Source organism: Elusimicrobiota bacterium, assembly GCA_016788905.1.
Taxonomy (GTDB): Bacteria; Elusimicrobiota; Elusimicrobia; order FEN-1173; family FEN-1173; genus JADKHR01.
This window is the reverse complement of sequence record JAEURZ010000059.1, coordinates 1-683: the sequence shown is the minus strand read 5'-3', so window position 1 is coordinate 683 and position 683 is coordinate 1. Positions and strand designations below refer to the sequence as shown.

1 protein-coding gene is annotated in these 683 nt (G+C 67.8%); it reads right to left on the bottom strand.

Annotation, left to right across the window (positions count from 1 at the left end):
• Positions 1–601, bottom strand: a 601-nt coding sequence (locus JNK54_10785; protein MBL8024743.1) for a response regulator, incomplete at its 3' end; no start/stop codon positions are given.
• Between the last annotated feature and the right edge of the window lie 82 nt (positions 602–683).

Below are 683 nucleotides of genomic sequence, written 5' to 3'. Positions count from 1 at the left end.
GATCGAACGGTTCCCACCGTTTATGGTGGGCAAGCTCCAGCAGTCGGTCGCGTTCCAGCGGCCGGTTCGGGTTCTGCGCGAAGGCCGCGAGCAGGTCGAACTCCATGGTCGTCAGGACCACTTCGGCCCCGTCGGCGTCGAGAAGCCGGCGCGCGTCGAGTTCCAGCGTGCATCGTCCCATCCGCACGCGCCGCGCGTCGGGAACCGCAGGCACGGCGGGAGAAGGCGGTGTCGACCGGCGACGAAGCACGCTGCGTGCGCGCGCCAGAAGTTCGCGAAGGTCGCACGGCTTTGCGACATAGTCGTCGGCCCCCATTTCCAGCCCGACGACCCGGTCGACCGTGCCGTGCGCGGCGGTCAGCATGATGATGCCGGCGGTCGTCGTCTCGCGCAGCCAGCGTGCGACGCTCAAGCCGTTTTCGCCGGGCATGTTGAGGTCGAGCAGGACGAGATCCGGCCGGAACGATGCGACCTGCGCGCGGGCCGATGCGCCGTCGACGGCCTGGGCCGTGCGGAAGCCCTGCATCTGGAAATACTCGACGAGCATTTCGCGGATGCCGGCTTCGTCGTCCACGATCAGGACGCGCGGGTTTTCGGACAAGGGGGCCTCGGGGTCGGTTCCAGCCCGATTAATGCACGACCCTGGCCGCCGCGCGCAATCTCGACGCGGTACTACAATACTA